Below are 14,126 nucleotides of genomic sequence, written 5' to 3'. Positions count from 1 at the left end.
CCCACTCCTGGGCTGTACTCCGACACCGTGAGTGAGCTCGTCGCGAGCATCTGCAATCACAACGAAAACTAGCCCCCACATCCCTGAAGGATCACGAAACGGTTACACCACTCCACGGGACTTGACCAAAGCGCCCGCCAAAACCAGGTTGTGAACCATGTTTCCGGTCGGCATCTCAGCGCCTTGTCCGCAACACTGCCGGAAACGATCGTTTTAGGCTCTGCGCGGCCAGGCAGTTCGTCGGCGGCCGCAAGAGCAGGTTTCGGTGGCAGCCTCTGTACGAGGTTCTCAGATCGCCACGACGAAAGAGGCGCACGACGAGCGCGGCCCACGAGGCTGAACCCGGCGGGGCTTGACCCTCTCACGGTGTCAGACTGTGGCCTGGGATCACCATGTTGAGTATCGGAGAGTTCGCCCGCCTCGCCGGCGTCTCGGTGCGGATGCTGCGTCACTACGACCAGCTCGGTCTGCTGCGCCCGCAGCGGGTCGATCCCTTCTCGGGATACCGCTCCTACGCCGCGTCGCAGTTGGACCGCGCCAATCGACTGGTCGCGCTGAAGGACCTCGGCTTCACGCTGGAGCAGGTCGGCGTCATGCTCGACGACGGGATGTCGTCGAGCGAGGTCGCCGCGCTCCTGCGCGAGCGGCGGGTCGAGCTCGCGGCCCAGATCGACGCGGACCGGCAGCGCCTGCACGAGGTCGAGACGAGGCTCCGATCGATCGAGAGGGAGAATCCCATGTCCGAGTACACCGAGACTGCGCTGCCCGAGCTGACGATCGTGCAGCTGTCGGCGAAGGTCGACGAGATGTCCCAGATCGAAGGCGAGATCAGCGGAATGTTCCAGCAAGTCGGCGCGCTGATTGAGGCGTCGGGTGCGACGCGCGTCGGTCCGGGCGTCGCCGTCTACACGACGGTCGACGACGGCATGATCGCCGCGGCGGCGGAGCAGATCGGCGATGCGCCCGTGCCCGATGGACTCGAGCGCGCGGTGGTGCCGCGGCATCCGCGTGCCGTCTCCACCCGCTTCGACGCGGCCGACCTCAGCGGCATTCAGGCCGCGTGGCAGGCGCTCGTCGCCGAGATCGAGCGCCGCGGGCTGCGGTTCGACGGCCCGGCACGCGAGATCTACGAGCAGACGCCCTACGACGGTCCCGGCTCGCGCTGGATCGTCGATCTGCAGCAGCCCGTGGCCTGAGCCTGCGTCACGCCCTCCACCCGGGCTCATCGCCGAGGCCGGTGAGGATGCGGGAGGTGATCGTCCGCAGGTGCTTCTGCTGCGCGGCGGTGAGCCGGTCGAGCACCGCCCGTCTCACCAGATCGACGTGGCCGGGGCCCGCCGCGCGACGGACCTCGGCCCCCGCATCCGTGAGGATCGCGAGGGTGTAACGGCCGTCCGCGGGGTCGGTCTCACGGCGGAGGTATCCGCGCGATTCGAGGCGGGTCGCCGCGCGGGACAAGCGCGAGAGCGAGCTGTGGGCGTACCCGGCAAGCGTGCTCATCCGCAGCCGCCCGTCCTCGGCGCGGGACAGGGCGTAGAGGATGCCGTACTCGAAGTGGGTGAGTGCGGCATCCCGCTGCAACTGGGCGTCCAGCGCCGCGGGCAGCCACTCGAGCAGCGTCGCCAGCGACGACCAGGTCTCGAGGTCGTCGGGGGAGAGGTCGTCGTCCGCAGTCACCTTCCGAGCTTATGTCATGACTTGCTCAGTCAAGTGATCCGGGCTACCGTCACTTGCTCAGTCAAGTGAAAGGCATCATCCATGGACTTCCAGCTGCGTGACACGCGCGCTCTCATCACCGGTTCGACGCAAGGCATCGGCTTCGCGATCGCCGAAGCCCTTGCCTTCGAAGGCGCCGCGGTCCTCCTCAACGGGAGGGATGCCCCCCGCACGCACGCGGCTGCGGATCGGCTCCGCGCACTCGTCCCCGGAGCAGACGTCGACGTCGCGCCCGGGGACGTCACCGACCCGGCTGCGCTCACGGGCCTGTCCGAGGTCGACATCCTCGTCAACAACGCCGGCGCGTTCGGGCTGAACGAGTTCGCCGACGCGGACGACGCGGAGTGGCAGCGATACCTCGACGTGAACCTGACCGCCGGCGTCCGCCTCTCGCGCCGCGTGCTGCCGGGCATGCTCGAGCGCGGGTGGGGCCGCATCCTCTTCATCGCGAGCGAGTCGGGCGTGAACGTCCCGGCCGACATGATCCCGTACGGCGTCTCGAAGGCGGCGACGATCGCACTCGGAAACGGCCTCGCGAAACTCACGCGGGGCACGCAGGTCACCGTCAACACCGTGCTCAGCGGGCCGACCTACTCTGACGGCGTCGCGACCGTGATCGAGTCGATCGCCACGGCGCAGGGCGTGCCGGCCGACGCCGTCGCGGCATCCGTCATCGGTCGGAACACGACGACGCTGCTGCAGCGCTTCATCCGACCCGAGGAGATCGCGGCGCTCGTCGCGTTCCTGGCGAGTCCGCGTGCGTCGGCGATCAACGGCGCCGCGCTCCGCGCCGACGGCGGGGTGCTGACCGGGACGCTGTGACGCCGGAACCCCGCGCCCCCGCGTCAGAAGACGATCGTGTGGTTCCCGTGGCGGATGACGCGGTCCTCGGAGTGCCAGCGCACCGCGCGGGACAGCACCTGGCGCTCGACGTCGGCGCCGCGGCGGACGAGCTCGGCGGTCGTGTCGGCGTGCGTGACGCGGATCGTGTCCTGCTCGATGATCGGGCCCTCGTCGAGGTCGCCGGTGACGTAGTGGCTCGTCGCGCCGATGAGCTTCACGCCGCGCTCCTTGGCCTTGCGGTACGGCTCGGCACCGATGAAGGCGGGCAGGAACGAGTGGTGGATGTTGATGACCGGCACCGCGAGCTCCTCGAGGAACTCCGGCGACAGGATCTGCATGTACCGCGCCAGCACGACGAAGTCGACGTTGCCCTTGAGTAGCTCGAGGATCTTCGCCTCGGACGCCGACTTGTCGGGGCCGGGCGTCGACGGCACGTGGAAGAACGGCACCCCGAACGAGCGGACGTCCTCGGCCGACGACGTGTGGTTGGAGATGACCATCGGGATGCTGGTGGGCAGCTCACCGCGACGGTTGCGCCATAGGAGGTCGAGCAGGCAGTGGTCCTGCTTCGACGACAGGATCGCCATGCGCTTGGGCACCGACTGGTCCGTCAGCGACCACTCGAGCTCGAACGGGGCGAGGGTCTCGGCGATCTCCGCCTCGATCGCGGGGCGCTGCGCACCGAAGCCGGGCCGGTGGAACACGACGCGCTGGAAGTACGCCCCGCCCCGGGGGTCGTCCGAGTACTGGTCGAACTGCACGATGTTGCCGCCGATCCGCGTGATCATCGCCGAGACGGCGGCGATGATCCCCGGGCTGTCCTTGCCGTGCACGATGAGGCAGGCGTGGTCGGGGTGGAGCTGCGGGGCGGGCGACGTCATCCCTCGATTCTGCCCTGTGAGATGACGGATGCCGACCGCGTGACGCGCGGCATCCGTCAGCGCACGCCCTTCATGAGCGACAGCACCGGCTTCACGCAGACGAGCAGCAGCACGCCCATCGCGATCGAGATCCCGCCGAGCGTCGCGAAGTACGGCACCTCGTTCGTCGGGTCGTACAGCGTCGCGAGCTGACCGGCGATCGCGGTGCCGAGCGACACCGAGAGGAAGAACAGCGCGACCATCTGCGTCTGGAACCGCACCGGCGCGAGCTTCGTCGCCGCCGACAAGCCGACCGGCGAGAGCATCAGCTCCGCGATCGTGAAGACGAGCAGGATGCCGACGATCGCCAGCAGCGGCGTCGAGTTCGCCCCGCCACCGGCGAACGGCAGGAAGAGCAGGAACGCGACACCCATGACGGCGACACCCAGCGCGAACTTCACCGGGGTCGAGGGCTGACGCGCGCCGAGCTTCGACCAGACGGCCGTGAACACGCCCGCCAGCAGGATGATGAACACCGGGTTGATCGACTGCACCCACGGGATCGGCATCTCCCAGCCGAACAGGTCGCGGTTCAGGCGCTCGGCAGAGTAGAGCGTCACGACCGTGAACTGCTGCTGGTAGAGCGACCAGAAGACGACCGACGTGACGAACAGCGGCAGGAAGCCCCACACGCGGCTGCGCTCCTGCGTCGTCATCTGCCGGCTCAGCAGGATGACGGCGAAGTACGCGATCGCCGCGAGGATCACCGCCCCGATCACGATCAACGCCAGGTTGTCGGCGCGGATGACACCGGTCAGGACCAGGACCACGATGACCACGACGGCCGCCGCGCCGATCCCCGCGAACAGCGGGTAGCGCCCGCGCGGCAGCGGATTGGGGACGACGCGCGCCTCGGCGGGCAGGCTGCGGCGGCCGAACGAGTACTGCGTGAGGCCGAGCGCCATGCCGAGGGCGGCGAGCCCGAAGCCCCAGTGGAAGCCGAGAGTCGACTGCAGCAGCCCGGTGAGCAGGGGGCCGGCGAACGCGCCGAGGTTGATGCCGAGGTAGAACAGCGAGAAACCGGCATCCCGTCGCGGATCGTCGGCGGGGTACAGGGTGCCGACGACGCTCGTGGCGGTCGCCTTGAGCCCGCCGGATCCGAAGGCGACGAGGATGAGGCCGACGGTCACCCCCGCGAAGCCGGGGAGAAGCGCGAGGGCGATGTGTCCCGCCATGATGACGATCGCGCTGAGGAACAGGACGCGCTCGGCGCCGAGGATGCGGTCGGCGATCCAGGCGCCGAGGACGGTCGACAGGTACACCGCGCCGCCGTACGCGCCGACGATGCTCGCGGCGACCGTCTTGTCGACCCCGAGCCCGCCGTCGGTGACGGAGAAGTACAGGTACAGGAGCAGGATGCCCTGCATGCCGTAGAAGCTGAAGCGCTCCCACATCTCGACGCCGAACACGTGCGCGAGCGCGAACGGCTGGCCGAAGAATCGGGTGTCGCGCGCTGCGGTGCCGTCGGAGGGCGGGAGGTCGACGGGAGGTACGTTCCGCATTCGTCCCAGGCTAGGCGCGTGTCCTGGACGAGGCGCCCAGGTTGTGCGACACCTCGCGCGGGTGTATCAGTCCTCGCCGACGGCGGCGCGGGTGGCGTGACGGTCGGCGAGCAGCGTGTCGCGGACCCGTCGGCGGAGCACCTTGCCGATGAGGGACTTCGGCAGCTCCTCCCACACGACGTAGGTCGTCGGCCGCTTGTACTCCGCGAGGCGCTCGCGGGCGAGCTCGCGGGCGGCGGCCTCGTCGAACGTCGCGCCGTCCTCCAGGACCACGACGGCGGTGACGACCTCGGCTCCGCCGCCGCGGGGGATCCCGACGACCGCGGTCTCGGCGACGCCCGGCGTGGCGGTCACGACCTGCTCGACCTCCGAGGGGGCGACGTTGAAACCGCCCGTGATGATGAGCTCCTTCTTGCGGTCGACGACTGTGACGAAGCCGTCCTCGTCCTGCTGCACGAGGTCGCCGGTACGCACCCAGCCGCCCTCGAGGAGGGTCGCGGCGGTCTCCTCGGGACGGTTCCAGTACCCCGCGAACACCTGCGGTCCGTGGATGAGCAGCTCGCCGGTCTCGCCCTGCGCGACCTCGCGGGTCGGCTCGTCGGGATCGACGACCTTGATGTCGGTCGAGGGGAACGGGATGCCGATGGCCCCGATACGGCGCGACTCGTCGAACGGGTTGGCCAGGGCGATGGGGCTCGTCTCGGTGAGGCCGTACCCCTCGTTGAGCATGCTGCCCGCGAGCTTCTCCCAGCGTGAGACGACCGTCGGGGTCAGGGTCATCGCTCCCGAGATGGAGTACACGACGCGGCTGAGGTCGAGGGCGCCGTCGCGGGCGACCCGGGCCAGCCGGTCGAACATCGGCGGGACGGCAGGGATGAACGTCGGCGGGAAGGTCTTCGCGGCATCCACCACCAGTTCGGGGTCGAAGGTGGGGAAGAGCACGGCGCGCGACCCGGTCTCGACCGAGTAGATGACCGACAGCAGCAGACCGAAGGAGTGGAACATCGGCAGCAGGCCGTAGATGCTGCCCTCGCCGTGGCGGAAGTCGGGCATCCACGCGGCGCCCATGCGCGCGTTCGCCCACAGGTTGCCGTGGGTGATCATGGCGCCCTTCGGGTCGCCCGTCGTGCCCGAGGTGTACTGCAGGCAGGCGAGGTCGTCGCGCCCGGGCCGCGGGTGCCCCGGGGCGATCGGTGCGGAGTTCTCGAGCCGTGTGAACGGGATCGTGCCGGGGGCGGCGGCCGTGAGCTTGCCGCGCGACTCCCGGGCCTTCGCGACGGGCAGGCGCAGCAGCATCCGCATCTTCAGCGGCATCGCGGTGGTCACGTCGACCGAGACGACGTCGCGGATGCCGAGCTCGGCCGGCAGCGACTGCACGAGCGGTGCCACCTTGTCCCACGCGATCACCGTGCGGGCGCCGTGGTCGCGGAACTGCGTCTCGAGCTCGTCCCGCGTGTAGAGCGGGTTGTGCTCGACGACGACCGCGCCGAGTCGCAGCACCGCGTAGAACGCGATGACGTGCTGCGGGGCGTTCGGCATGATCAGGGCGACGCGGTCGCCGGCGCCCACGCCGAGCTTCCGCAGCCCCTCGGTGACGCGCGCGACCCGCGAGCCGAGCTCGTCGTAGGTCACCGCCCGGCCGAAGAACGCGATCGCGTCGCGCTCGCCGTATTGGGCGACGCGCTGCTCGAGCAGGTCGACGAGCGAGCCCGTGACGGGTTCGATGTCGACCGGCGTGCCGGCGGCGTAGAAGCGGTTCCAGGCGCGGGTCTCGTTCAGGTGCACGGCGACGATCCTAAGCAGCGGAGGTGGCGAGCGCGTGCCCCTTGCTCGCGAGGGGCACGCGCGCAAGCGCTCGCGGCGACGGATGCGGCCTGCGACGCTCGAGCGATGATCACCGATGCGCACCCCGCCCCCCGGGACCACGACGCCGGCTTCTTCGGCGACCTGCCCCGCACGGACTATGGGGTCGTCGTCGGCAACTGCCAGGCCGAATCGGTGCGCCTCGTCCTCGATTCCGACGAGCTGCCGCTCGTGCGCGTCCCTCCCGTGTACCTGCTGGATGCCGCCGCGACCCGCCGCCTGCACGAGGTGGTCGCGGGCGCCGCGGCGCTCATCGCGCAGCCGGTGAAGGACGACTACCACGGGCTTCCCCTGGGGACGCGGCAGCTCGCGGCATCCCTCCCGCCGTCGGGCCGGGCAGTCACGTTCCCGATCGTCCGCTTCACCGGCCTGCACCCCTTCCAGGCCGCGCTGCACGTGCCGGGCGTCGAGGAGACGCCGCCGCTCGTCGCGTACCACGACGTCCGCACGCTCGCGCTGGCGGCCGGGGCGCCCGTGCGGGAGCGGCTCGACCCCGACGGCGTGCGCGCCGAGGCCGCCGCCTCGCTCGCCGAACTCCGCCGGCGCGAGAAGACCCTCGACGTCGCGGCGTCGGATCTGTTCGCCGAGCCCCGGTTCGACCTCGTCCGCACGGTGAACCATCCGGGCAACGAGGTGATCCTCGCGCTCGGCGACCGGATCCTGCGTGCGCTCGGCCGCGACGGTGCCGCGCGCGACCCGGGCCGACCCCTCCTGAACGCGGTCCACGCGCCGCGCGAGGACTGGGTGATCGACGCGTGGGGTCTCGACGCCCACGCGGTCCCGGACTGGACGGTCGACGGGCGACGCGTCGACCCCGCCGAGGTCCGCGACGCGCACCTCGCCTGGTACCTGGAGCACCCGCAGTTCGTCCGCGGCGCGGTCGACCGGCTGCGGCCCACGCTGGAGCGCTGGCGCCGCTGATCGGCGTAGCGTGGCGGCATGGCTGACGGGCTCGACATCCGCGAACTGCACACGATCGACGAGATGGTCGCCGCGAGCGGCGTGTTCGAAGCGGTCTGGGGTTCGCCCGACGGCGGGATGCCACCCAACCTGCTGCGGGCGCTCGAGCACTCCGGCAACTACGTCGTCGGCGTGTACGACGGCGACCGCATGATCGCGGCGTCGGCGGCGTTCTTCGGGCCCCCGGCATCCCGCAGCATGCACTCCCACGTCACGGGTGTGCTCCCCGATGCGCAGGCGCGGGGGATCGGGCGGGCGTTGAAGGCGCACCAGCGCGAGTGGGCGTTCGCGCGCGAGGTCGGCACGATCACCTGGACCTTCGACCCGCTCATCGCCCGCAACGCGCACTTCAACCTCGCGGTCCTCGGCGCGCGGGTCACCGACTACCTCGTCGACCACTACGGCGACATGGGCGACGCGATCAACAGCGGCGACGAGAGCGACCGGCTGCACGTCGCGTGGCACCTCGCCTCGCCGGTGCCCACGCCCGACGCGGCCGAGGTGGTCGCCACCGTCGCGATCCCGACCGACGTCGAGGCGCTCCGTCGGACGGATCCGGATGCCGCGGCCCGGGCGCGCCACGAGGTGCGCGCCGCGTTCCGGGCGCAGCTCGACGCGGGTCTCGTCGTGGGCGGGTTCCGCACCGGCGAGGGCTACCTCTTCGTCCGGCCGTGACGCCGCGCGTAGCCTGAGCCCATGCCGCTCGCCCAGCCCGCCGCATCCGTCCGCCTCGACCGAGTCGAGTTGCGGGTCCTGCGCATCCCGCTCGTCGCGCCGTTCACGACGTCGTTCGGGACCATGACCGATCGCGAGGTCATCGTCGTGCGCGCGCGGACCGACGCGGGCGACGGCTGGGGCGAGATCGTCACGCAGAGCGCGCCGGTCTACTCGAGCGAGTACACGCAGGGCGCCTGGGACGTCGCGACCCGCTGGCTCGGCCCGGCCCTGCTGCACCGCGGTGAGCTCGCTCCCGAGCAGGTCGCCCCGACGCTCGATCCGTTCGTCGGCCACCGCATGGCGAAGGCGGGTCTCGAGCTCGCCGTCCTCGACGCGGCGCTGCGCTCCGAGGGACGCTCGTTCGCGTCGTACCTCGGCGCCGCAGCGGCGACGATCCCGTCGGGGGTGAGCGTCGGCATCCAATCCGACCCGGCGGCGCTCGTCGAGACCGTCCGCGGCTACCTCGACGAGGGGTACGTCCGCATCAAGATCAAGATCAAGCCCGGTCGCGACATCGTCGAGACGGATGCCGTGCGTTCCGCGTTCCCCGAGATCCCGCTGCAGGTCGACGCGAACTCCGCCTACACGCTCGCCGACGCCGACACCCTGGCGCAGCTCGACCGCTTCGGTCTGCTGCTCATCGAGCAGCCGCTGCAGGAGGACGACATCGTCGACCACGCCGCCCTCGCCCAGCAGCTGAAGACGCCGATCTGCCTCGACGAGTCGATCACCTCGGTGAAGGCCGCGCGTGACGCGCTGGCCCTCGGCGCGACGACCGTGATCAACGTCAAGGCGGGCCGCGTCGGCGGCTACCTCGAGGCGCTCCGCATCGCCGACCTCTGCGAGGCGGCGGGGATCCCGGTGTGGTGCGGCGGCATGCTCGAAACCGGCATCGGACGTGCCGCGAACGCGGCGCTCGCCGCGCACCCTGCGTTCACGCTGCCCGGCGACGTCTCGGCATCCGCTCGGTTCTACACGGAGGACATCGTGACGGAGCCGGCCGTGCTCGAGGACGGGCACGTGCGGGTACCGACCGGTCCCGGGTTGGGCGTCGAGGTCGACCTCGACGCGCTCGAGCGGTTCACCGTGGCGCGCGAGACGCTGCGGCGCTGAGGGCGCTCAGGCGGGCGTCACCACCAGATGCCGCCGCCGAGCGAGATCCCACCCCAGGTGAGCAGGACGAAGATGCCCGCGAAGACGACGGGCGCGATGCCCTTCCCTCGCCGGGCCAGACCCTTCAGGAGAGCGATGACGACGAGCACGGCCGCGATGAGCGACAGTCCGCCGCCGAGGATCAGCCCGATGAAGGCCGGAATCGGCATGAGGATGAGGCCGAGGAGCCCCACCCAGAAGGCGGCCCAGGCGGTCGGGTTCGAGCGGCGTTCGGTGGCGTAGGACATGGACCCATCCTCCCCTGAGGCGTCGGATGCCGCGATGGGGCTGTCCCGAAGGATCGGGCGTGCTAGTGCGCGAGCAGGTCGGCGTGCGCGGACCGGCCGAGGTACAGCGCGACGGCGTCGCGGCTCTTGGCGAGGCAGGCGAGGCGGTCGTCGAGTGCCTGTAGCTCGGCGGCGAGCTCCTCGGCGAGGGCGCGGGTGCACGACGGGGGCCGGGTGGCGCGGCAGTCCGCCTCGAGGTCGAGGACGACCTTCACCATGCGCGTCGAGAGCTCGCCCGTCTGACGGCGCGGTTCGATCGGCGGCTCGTCGCCGCGGGAGCCCTCGCCGCTTTCGCGGTCGCGAACGCCGCGACCGCGCTCGCCCCGACGTACGAGGTCGCCGTCGCGACGCGCATCGCGGCGGGTGTCGCGCACGGCCTCTTCTGGGCGATCGTCATCGTCTACGCGACGTCGCTGCTGGCCCCGTCCCACCTGGGGCGCGGGCTCGCCCTCGTGACGGTGGGCGGCACGGTCGCGACCCTCGCGGGCCTTCCGGCCGGTGCGCTCATCGCGCAGCTGCTGTCGTGGCGCTGGTCGTTCGGCGTGCTCGCGCTCGTGGCGTTCGCCCTCGCCGCGGCGATCGCGATCCGGCTGCCGCGGCGGACGCCCGAGCCGGCGCTGCCGAGGGCGGAGCGTCCGACCGGAGCGGATGCCTCGCTCCTTCCCATCGTGCTCTTCGCGGCGGCCGCGCTCGTGTTCGCCCTCGCCCAGTTCGGGACCTTCACCTACGTGCGCCCGCTGCTCGAGGTGTCGGCGGGAGCTCCGGCCGCGCAGATCCCTGTGCTGCTGTTCGGGTACGGCGCCGCCGGACTCGTCGGCGTCGTCGCGGCGGGTCCGTTGGCCGACCGGTGGCCCCAGGCGTCACTCGTGGTCGCCCTCGTGGGCCTGGCGGCGGCCTTCGGCATCCTGAGCATCGCGGCCGACACCCCGCTCTTGTACGTCGCGCTCGCGGTGTGGGGTCTCACGATCGGCGCCTACTTCCCGCTGCAGCAGTCGATGCTGATGCGCATCGCGACCGATCGCACGCGGACGCTCGCCAGCGCCGGCACCGTCGTCACCTTCAACGTCGGCATCGCCGCCGGTCCCTGGCTCGGCGACCTCGTCGGCGGCGCCGCTCACCCGACGGGAGCCACCGCGCTCTCGGCCGGTGCGGTCCTGATCGCCCTCGCGCTCGTCGTCGCCGCGCTCCTCACCGCCACGCCCCGCCGCCTCGCCTGAGCGCCGGCGTCAACGGATGCGAGAGATCCGTCCCGACACGCCGTCCACCGAGCGGATGCCGCGGCGCGTCGCGCGAGATCCATTGCATCCCCTGACACCCACCGACCGCGCCCGACGCCCGAGCACCCCGAGCCGCCCCGTCAGCGCGGCAGCGAGGGGTGCGCTTCGTGCGGGTCGCGTCGCTGCGGGATGAACAGGGCGACGCCGAGCGCGACGACGGCGGCGCCGAGTCCCAGCGCGAAGGAGACCTGGAAGGCGGCGGGGGTCGGCACGGCGACCCCGTCCTGGACGGTCGACAGTCCTGCGAGGACGGCGCCGACGACGGCCGCCGCGATCGACGTGCCGAGCGAGCGGAACAGCGCGTTCAGCCCGTTCGAGGCACCCGTCTCGCTCTGCGGCACCGAGCGCATGATGAGCATCGGCATCCCGGCGTACCCGAACCCGATGCCCACGCCGATGAGCAGGTTCGCAACGAGGATGTGCCACACCTCCGACGCCCACACCAGCGAGTACGCGTAGGCGACGATCAGCGCGCTCGCGCCCATGATCAGCAGCACGCGCGGTCCGATCGTGCGGGCGAGGCGTCCCGAGAACGGCGACAGCACCATCATCACGAGGCCCGCGGGCATGACGATGAGGCTGGCCTGGAAGAGGGTGAGCCCGAATCCGCCGACGGATGCCGGCAGTTCGAGCATCTGCGGATACGACACGTTCGAGCCGAACAGCGAGAAGCCCATCGCCACCGAGGCGAGGTTCGTCAGCAGCACGGCCGGCCGCGCGGCGACCCGCAGGTCGAGGAGCGGCTCGCGGATGCGCAGCTCGAACCAGCCCCACAGCAGCAGGACCGCGAGCCCGCCGAGGCCGAGCGCGAGGGTCGCGGGCGACGTCCAGCCCCACTCGTTGCCGCGCGAGACGGCGAGCAGCACACCGGTGAGGCCGACGGCGAGCCCGGCGGCGCCGGCGAAGTCGAAGCGTCCCGCCGTGCGCAGGACGCTCGGCGGCACGATGAGGGCGACGAGCACGAACACCACCGCGCCGAGCCCCGCAGCCATCCAGAACAGCACGTGCCAGTCGCTCGTCTCGGTGATGATCGCGCTGACCGGCATGCCGACCGCGCCGCCGACACCGAGCGTCGCCGACATGAGGGCGATCGCGGCATCCACCCGGTCCTCGTGCAGCACGTCGCGCATGATCGAGATCCCGAGCGGCACGACACCCGTGACGGCACCCTGCAGCGCACGACCGACGATCACGCCGCCGATCCCGGGGGAGAGGGCGGCGATCACGGATCCCACGATGAGCAGGCCGAGCAGCACCAGCACGATGCGGCGCTTGCCGTACATGTCGCCGAGGCGCCCCGCGATCGGGGTGAAGACGGCCGCGGCCAGCAGGGTCGCCGTCACCACCCACGCCGTGTCCTCGCGGCTCGCGTTCAGCAGCTCGGGCAGCTTCGACTGGATCGGCACCACGAGGGTGAACATGAACGACGACGCGAGACCCGCGATCGCCAGGACCGCGACGATCGCGCCCTGTCGCGGCATCCGGGTCAGTCTGCGTCTGTCGTCCGGGGCCATCCCTCCAGGCTATCCGCGGCGCGCGCTGCCGGACGCGCTCAGCCCGCGCTGCGCCAGGCGTCGGACTCGAGGTGCGACCCGGCCTGCGGCCCCATCTGCAGCATCCCGCCGTCGACGACCCACGTCGCCCCGGTGACGTACGACGACGCCGGCGAGGCCAGGAAGGCGATCACGTCCGCGATCTCCTCCGGCTTACCCGGACGCGGGATCGGGATGCCGGGGCGATGCGTGTTCTCGGCGTCCTCAGCATCCATGTCGTTGATCGGTGTCGCGATCTCGCCGGGGGCGACCGAGTTGACCGTGATGCCCTTCGCGCCGAGCTCCTGCGCCATCGTCTTCACGAGACCCTCGAGGCCGTGCTTCGACGCGACGTACGCGGCCGACCCGACCCGCGGCTGCGAGCCGTGCACGCTCGTCACCGCGATGATGCGTCCCTCCTGACCGGCATCCGCCATCAGCGTCGCCGCCGTGTGCATCCCGACGAACGCGCCGTCGAGGTTGAGGCCGACGACCTGACGCCATCCCTCGATGTCCATCTCGAGGAAGGGGCCGCCGGTCCCGCCGCCGGCGTTGTTGACGAAGACGTCGAGCCCGCCGAGCTCGGCGGCGAGGCCGCGGATGACGCCGGGCACCGAGTCGAGGTCGGTCGCGTCGAACTGGGCGACGACGGCGTTCCGGCCGCGGCGGCGCACCTCGGCGGCGGTCTCTTCGGCGCCCTCCTGGTCGGAGTGCCACGTGACCCCGACGTCCATGCCGGCGTCGGCGAGGGCGAGGGCGGTCGCCCGGCCGATGCCGGAGTCGGAAGCGGTCACGATGGCACGGCGAGGGGTGAAGGTCATGCGGCCGACGCTACGGACCGCGCAGCGGACAGGGGGCGGGGTTGACAGCGGCGGGCCGCCCCGCAACGCGCGTCCGCGTCAGCTCCTCGCAGCCGCCTGCAGGCGCGCGACCTCGTCCTCGGACAGCAGTGCACGCGGCATGACCGCGACCCCGCCGGCCCACGAGCCGACCTTCAGCAGGAGCGCGTCGCCGACCGGGTACGCCCGGAGGATGGAGGATCGCACCGCCAGCCACGACACGATGACCGTCGCGCTGGTGAGGACGACGAGCGCGACGCCCACCCACGCGGCACCGTCGCTGCCGGTCGCGGTGAGGAACACGCTCAGCGCCACGACGACGGCGGTCACGCTCAGGAGCAGGATCCACGACGGGCGACGAAGCTGCCAGCGCACGAACCCGCGCGCCAGTCGGGGGGCCAGGTGCTCGTCGACGACGAGTGACCTGCCCCCCTCGGCTGAGGTCACACGGCGTCCGGGGACGGCGCGGCGGGCGCGGCAGGCGCGGCCGGGGCGGTCGCGGACTCGGCGACCGGCGC

At 71.6% G+C, this 14,126-nt stretch carries 14 protein-coding genes; 6 read left to right on the top strand and 8 right to left on the bottom strand.

What is annotated here, in order from left to right; translation table 11 throughout:
- Nucleotides 1-392 precede the first annotated feature (392 nt).
- Nucleotides 393-1,196, top strand: a complete 804-nt coding sequence (locus NH287_RS13540) for a MerR family transcriptional regulator (protein WP_253036037.1) — start codon at nt 393-395, stop codon at nt 1,194-1,196.
- A gap of 7 nt (nt 1,197-1,203) precedes the next feature.
- Here NH287_RS13540 and NH287_RS13535 read toward each other — a convergent pair whose 3' ends face one another.
- A complete protein-coding gene (locus NH287_RS13535) occupies nt 1,204-1,677 on the bottom strand; it encodes a MarR family transcriptional regulator (RefSeq protein WP_253036036.1) in 474 nt (157 codons plus the stop codon).
- Between the two features lie 81 nt (nt 1,678-1,758).
- Here NH287_RS13535 and NH287_RS13530 point away from each other — a divergent pair, with 81 nt between their 5' ends.
- Nucleotides 1,759-2,538: an SDR family NAD(P)-dependent oxidoreductase gene (locus NH287_RS13530; protein ID WP_253036035.1), complete on the top strand. Its 780-nt coding sequence runs from the start codon at nt 1,759-1,761 to the stop codon at nt 2,536-2,538.
- Nucleotides 2,539-2,561: 23 nt separating this feature from the next.
- Here NH287_RS13530 and purU read toward each other — a convergent pair whose 3' ends face one another.
- The 3 genes from purU to NH287_RS13515 all read right to left on the bottom strand — a co-directional run bounded on the left by purU (nt 2,562) and on the right by NH287_RS13515 (nt 6,766).
- Nucleotides 2,562-3,440: a formyltetrahydrofolate deformylase gene (purU, locus tag NH287_RS13525; RefSeq protein ID WP_064003436.1), complete on the bottom strand. Its 879-nt coding sequence runs from the start codon at nt 3,438-3,440 to the stop codon at nt 2,562-2,564.
- A 56-nt stretch (nt 3,441-3,496) separates the two neighbouring features.
- Entirely contained in the window at nt 3,497-4,981 is a 1,485-nt protein-coding gene (locus tag NH287_RS13520) for a peptide MFS transporter (protein WP_253036034.1), read from the bottom strand.
- Nucleotides 4,982-5,047: 66 nt separating this feature from the next.
- A complete protein-coding gene (locus NH287_RS13515; protein WP_253036033.1) occupies nt 5,048-6,766 on the bottom strand; it encodes a long-chain-fatty-acid--CoA ligase in 1,719 nt (572 codons plus the stop codon).
- A gap of 105 nt (nt 6,767-6,871) precedes the next feature.
- Between NH287_RS13515 and NH287_RS13510 the strand changes: the two genes are divergently transcribed.
- Genes NH287_RS13510 through menC form a run of 3 tightly spaced genes read left to right on the top strand, consistent with a single transcriptional unit; the run spans nt 6,872 to nt 9,634 of the window.
- Nucleotides 6,872-7,765: a WcbI family polysaccharide biosynthesis putative acetyltransferase gene (locus NH287_RS13510; RefSeq protein ID WP_253036032.1), complete on the top strand. Its 894-nt coding sequence runs from the start codon at nt 6,872-6,874 to the stop codon at nt 7,763-7,765.
- Between the two features lie 18 nt (nt 7,766-7,783).
- Nucleotides 7,784-8,479: a GNAT family N-acetyltransferase gene (locus tag NH287_RS13505; protein ID WP_253036031.1), complete on the top strand. Its 696-nt coding sequence runs from the start codon at nt 7,784-7,786 to the stop codon at nt 8,477-8,479.
- A 21-nt stretch (nt 8,480-8,500) separates the two neighbouring features.
- Nucleotides 8,501-9,634 (top strand): o-succinylbenzoate synthase, encoded by a 1,134-nt coding sequence (menC, locus tag NH287_RS13500; protein ID WP_253036030.1) that lies wholly within the window; start codon nt 8,501-8,503, stop codon nt 9,632-9,634.
- A 17-nt stretch (nt 9,635-9,651) separates the two neighbouring features.
- On the opposite strand, the gene NH287_RS13495 is transcribed toward menC, so the two are convergent.
- Nucleotides 9,652-9,921, bottom strand: coding sequence for a hypothetical protein (locus tag NH287_RS13495; RefSeq protein ID WP_064003430.1), 270 nt, complete (start codon nt 9,919-9,921; stop codon nt 9,652-9,654).
- Between the two features lie 278 nt (nt 9,922-10,199).
- Here NH287_RS13495 and NH287_RS13490 point away from each other — a divergent pair, with 278 nt between their 5' ends.
- Entirely contained in the window at nt 10,200-11,177 is a 978-nt protein-coding gene (locus tag NH287_RS13490) for an MFS transporter (protein WP_253036038.1), read from the top strand.
- A gap of 140 nt (nt 11,178-11,317) precedes the next feature.
- On the opposite strand, the gene NH287_RS13485 is transcribed toward NH287_RS13490, so the two are convergent.
- The 3 genes from NH287_RS13485 to NH287_RS13475 all read right to left on the bottom strand — a co-directional run.
- Nucleotides 11,318-12,718 carry an MFS transporter gene (locus tag NH287_RS13485; protein ID WP_253036029.1) on the bottom strand — a complete coding sequence of 467 codons (1,401 nt, stop codon included), beginning with the start codon at nt 12,716-12,718 and terminating at the stop codon, nt 11,318-11,320.
- A gap of 71 nt (nt 12,719-12,789) precedes the next feature.
- Entirely contained in the window at nt 12,790-13,590 is an 801-nt protein-coding gene (locus NH287_RS13480) for an SDR family oxidoreductase (protein WP_253036028.1), read from the bottom strand.
- A 78-nt stretch (nt 13,591-13,668) separates the two neighbouring features.
- Nucleotides 13,669-14,126, bottom strand: a 458-nt coding sequence (locus NH287_RS13475) for a hypothetical protein (protein ID WP_253036027.1), incomplete at its 5' end; no start/stop codon positions are given.

The sequence above is a fragment of the Microbacterium sp. CnD16-F genome, from assembly GCF_024124465.1.
GTDB lineage: Bacteria > Actinomycetota > Actinomycetes > Actinomycetales > Microbacteriaceae > Microbacterium > Microbacterium gawkjiense.
This window is presented reverse-complemented; position numbering and strand designations above follow the sequence as displayed.